Below are 3,512 nucleotides of genomic sequence, written 5' to 3'. Positions count from 1 at the left end.
GTAAACCTCCTTTCTTGCAAAGCAAAACGGAACAGATAAACCAGCACAGGCAAGCAACGGCAGCCAGCCAATGAATAAAAAAGGAACAGCTAAGAATGCTGAAGGAAGCAAGTACTTGAGAAACAAGCACAGCCTGACGGTTTGATACTCTCTCTTCCATAAGAGCGGAAAAGATACAATTCTTACGGTTCAGCCATAACGATATACGGCTTTCTCTTGCCTGGCTTGCAGGCAATGCAATTTGATTTTTCATTTTGGTAGACAATTAAAATGAAACAATATGTAATTAAAATTACGGGAAAGGAAACAAGAAAGGTTCCGCTTTCCCGTTGTCTACCACCTGAAACAGGCTGTGGGTGCATTAACACTCCACACGGGGGTCGGAACCCTATAGGTATATAGCCAAAGCTATGGACATAAAAAATGCCCGCAGCAATGTTTATTGGCGAGCCTTCGCGCGCCTGTTTCAAATGGTAGACGCTGCAAATGTATGTTTTTGTTTTGAAATGGCAAAAGAAAAAGCGGAAACTTTTAATCAGCAGCCATTTCTTTACATTTTTGCAAAGAAAATTTGCTTAAATGAAAATTTATTTCTACTTTTGCAAAGTGTTAATTAAAACTGATATGAGAATATCAAATAAATTATTGCTTAATGATTTTGTTCAAAGGCACTCAAGGGCGGTGAAACCAATGAACAAATGGGTAGAAGAAGTTGTAAAAGCTCAATGGACTACCCATAAAGATTTAAAAGATACATTTCCTTCAGCGGACTACGTAGGAGATAGCCGATATGTTTTTAACATCAGCGGGAATAATTTTAGAATAGTAGCTGTAGTTCTGTTTATTGGAGGAATATTAGAATTGAGATTTGTCGGTACGCATGCAGAGTATGACAAAATTAAAAACTGTTCGGAGATTTAATCTCCGGACAGATTAAATTGACATTATTAACTCATTATTATAACCTATGATAAAAATAAACGTCGACTGTATCACAACACGAGATCAGTATGATGAAGTACGTAATCGTGTTAATGAACTAATCAAAGAAGCTACCCAAAAAGGTATGTTGGAACCAAATGCGGACAATGAATACATTCGTGAAATAGCCCGCTTAGCAAAATTGAGTGCAGATTATGAGGATGAATATCTGAATATTTTGCCATTAAAAGTAAAAAATCCTCTAATCAAAGCTATTGAAGATTATTTCTATTCTAAAAACATGAAACGAAAGGAGGCAGCAGCAACATTAGGATTGAATGAATCTGTATTTAGCCAGATTATGAATGGAAAAAGAAAAATTTCAGCATCACTTGCTAAAAAACTTTATACAGATTTGCATATTAATGCTGATTTAATTCTACAGAATATCTGAAAAACAGGGCTGCCTCGTTTCACAATGGGCAGCCCTTTTATTATATTTTAAACAGAATTTATTATTCAATCAGGTAAAATGTACCTTCAACAATCGGATCAATTCCATCTGGAGTTACTGTATAATGTAACTCTTTACAATAATATTTTTTATTGCCTATTAAATAGATTGATTTACAATCATATAATCTCTTATATTTAAATTGAAAAATGTATTCTGTTTTAGTGTCTATTTTAATGGAATCTTAATAGTATCTATTATATAGACCTTCCTGGTCAGAGTCTATTGCTAAAGACAATTTTTCATTTGTTAATCTATCAATTTTAGCACGAATACCAGCACTATTATAGTGAATGAAACATGGATATGCAACAGCATGCGGAACAAGAGTAGAATTGAGAATGGGCTGATCTATTTCTTGATTCATGTAATCAAAACTATACATATATAGTTTTAGCCCAAGATATATGGAACAAAAACGGGAAAACCTATTCTGCTAAATAAAAGATACCTTCTGCTACCTTATCCATACCACTCTGGGTAATTTTATAATGTACCTCTTTACAGTAGAATTTTTTATTACGTATAACAAAAATCCTATTAAGATCATATACTTCGTTCGTCAAGAACTGAAAAGTATATTCTACAGAAGTATCTATCTCACGTTTATTCTTATAGATCCGATTAAACAACCCATTGCTACCATCCAATGTGATTGTATAATCGGGTAACGTCAGAATACTTTGACTATTCCCAAGAACCGTAGGTTTCTGGATAAAATACCTGTCATTTGATGACATTGGCATCTTATCTCCATATTCACCTGGTGTTTCATTCGGACCTCTGTTCAGAGCTTCTTGTATACCGTAGTAAATGCCGACAAATAATCTATCTGGTATGTCACTACTGTCAGTCGAATTATTAATCAGATCATTGATAGCTGTACTCTTGGATTCTGTCCTTAATTTCTTTATTGCCGGACCAATTAAAAATCGATCACCTGTACTACTATGTATTTCGATTTCTTCTATTTCAGCAGGAATTATCTGAAATGAGCTTTTATCTCTTGAATCCAAATCTCCGGCATCCTTAAACCGATCAATAATTATCAGTCCTTTTCGTGTTTCTTCTGATGTTGCAGAATATTCAGTAACGACGTAATCAAGTCCGTAATCTGTAGAATGCAAAATATAAGGCCCGGAATAATATTGCTCATATTGTGTCTTAAAATCATTAAATTCTGAACTCGAAACAAGTGAACAATTTTCTCTTACACCATCTTTAAGTTTCAGGTAATTATAGTATTTATCACTCGGTAAATCATAAGACACATATTTATAAGCAAAAGCATAATTAGTATCTACATCGAATGTTTTTTGAATACTATCATCAACAATATCATCTATATATACAAGCTCCTGATTCTCAAAATACCTGTTCATACTAATGATATTGAATCTTTTATTTACCTTATCAATAGATATGATACAGTCAAGAAAAAGTTCAAGCTGTTCAATAAATTCATTTATAGTCCAGTCAGGCAACAACTCCTGCAACATTGCTTCCTTATATGGATTTACAACAAACAATCTGCTAAAGACAGGATCTTCTTCAAGTTCGTTTACCCCTTTCGTAAATCCCAATTTGGTTATCAAATTTTCCAACACATACAATAGATAGTACTGTGGCACAATATTCTCAACGTCAGTAAAAGAAATGTCCTCACCTACCTGAACGTTGTTCAATATAGACAGATCCCCATTCGATTCTGTATAATTCACAATTGGTGTGTACACAACTTTATTAGATGGGAAACCGCTGAACAATGTATTGATTGCTTCTTCCGACGTCATAGAAATACTATCAAGATTCATATCCCTTATGCTAGTTTCACCACCTTCATAATTCAATTGTGAATTACCAGCAATTATCTGAATCTTGACCGAATAGTTTTCTATCGAAAGAATAACCTCTACACCTGATATTATTTCACGAGCTCCTGATATTAGTGTGATAGTATCGGTCAAACGGTACCATCGTAGCGCACGAATCGGTACCATCATAGCGGAGGAACCGGTACCGCTATAGCGGAGGAATCGGTACCATTGTAGCGCTTGAATCGGTACCAAGAAAATCA

5 protein-coding genes are annotated in these 3,512 nt (G+C 34.5%); 3 read left to right on the top strand and 2 right to left on the bottom strand.

Going from position 1 to position 3,512, the window contains the following annotated elements; genetic code table 11:
* Positions 1-253, bottom strand: a 253-nt coding sequence (locus BQ7489_RS17620) for a hypothetical protein (RefSeq protein WP_162617840.1), incomplete at its 3' end; no start/stop codon positions are given.
* 157 nt (positions 254-410) lie between these two features.
* On the opposite strand from BQ7489_RS17620, the gene BQ7489_RS17165 reads away from it, so the two are divergent.
* Genes BQ7489_RS17165 through BQ7489_RS17155 form a run of 3 tightly spaced genes read left to right on the top strand, consistent with a single transcriptional unit; the run spans position 411 to position 1,375 of the window.
* On the top strand, positions 411-617 hold the full coding sequence (locus tag BQ7489_RS17165) for a hypothetical protein (protein ID WP_072532379.1): 207 nt from the start codon (positions 411-413) through the stop codon (positions 615-617).
* Between the two features lie 7 nt (positions 618-624).
* Positions 625-921 carry a type II toxin-antitoxin system HigB family toxin gene (locus BQ7489_RS17160; RefSeq protein WP_072532380.1) on the top strand — a complete coding sequence of 99 codons (297 nt, stop codon included), beginning with the start codon at positions 625-627 and terminating at the stop codon, positions 919-921.
* A 46-nt stretch (positions 922-967) separates the two neighbouring features.
* Positions 968-1,375, top strand: a complete 408-nt coding sequence (locus BQ7489_RS17155; protein ID WP_072532378.1) for a hypothetical protein — start codon at positions 968-970, stop codon at positions 1,373-1,375.
* Between the two features lie 488 nt (positions 1,376-1,863).
* Here BQ7489_RS17155 and BQ7489_RS17150 read toward each other — a convergent pair.
* Positions 1,864-3,512, bottom strand: a 1,649-nt coding sequence (locus BQ7489_RS17150) for a hypothetical protein (RefSeq protein WP_162617839.1), incomplete at its 5' end; no start/stop codon positions are given.

It is taken from the genome of Bacteroides ilei (assembly GCF_900128495.1).
Taxonomy (GTDB): Bacteria; Bacteroidota; Bacteroidia; order Bacteroidales; family Bacteroidaceae; genus Phocaeicola; species Phocaeicola ilei.
This window is presented reverse-complemented; position numbering and strand designations above follow the sequence as displayed.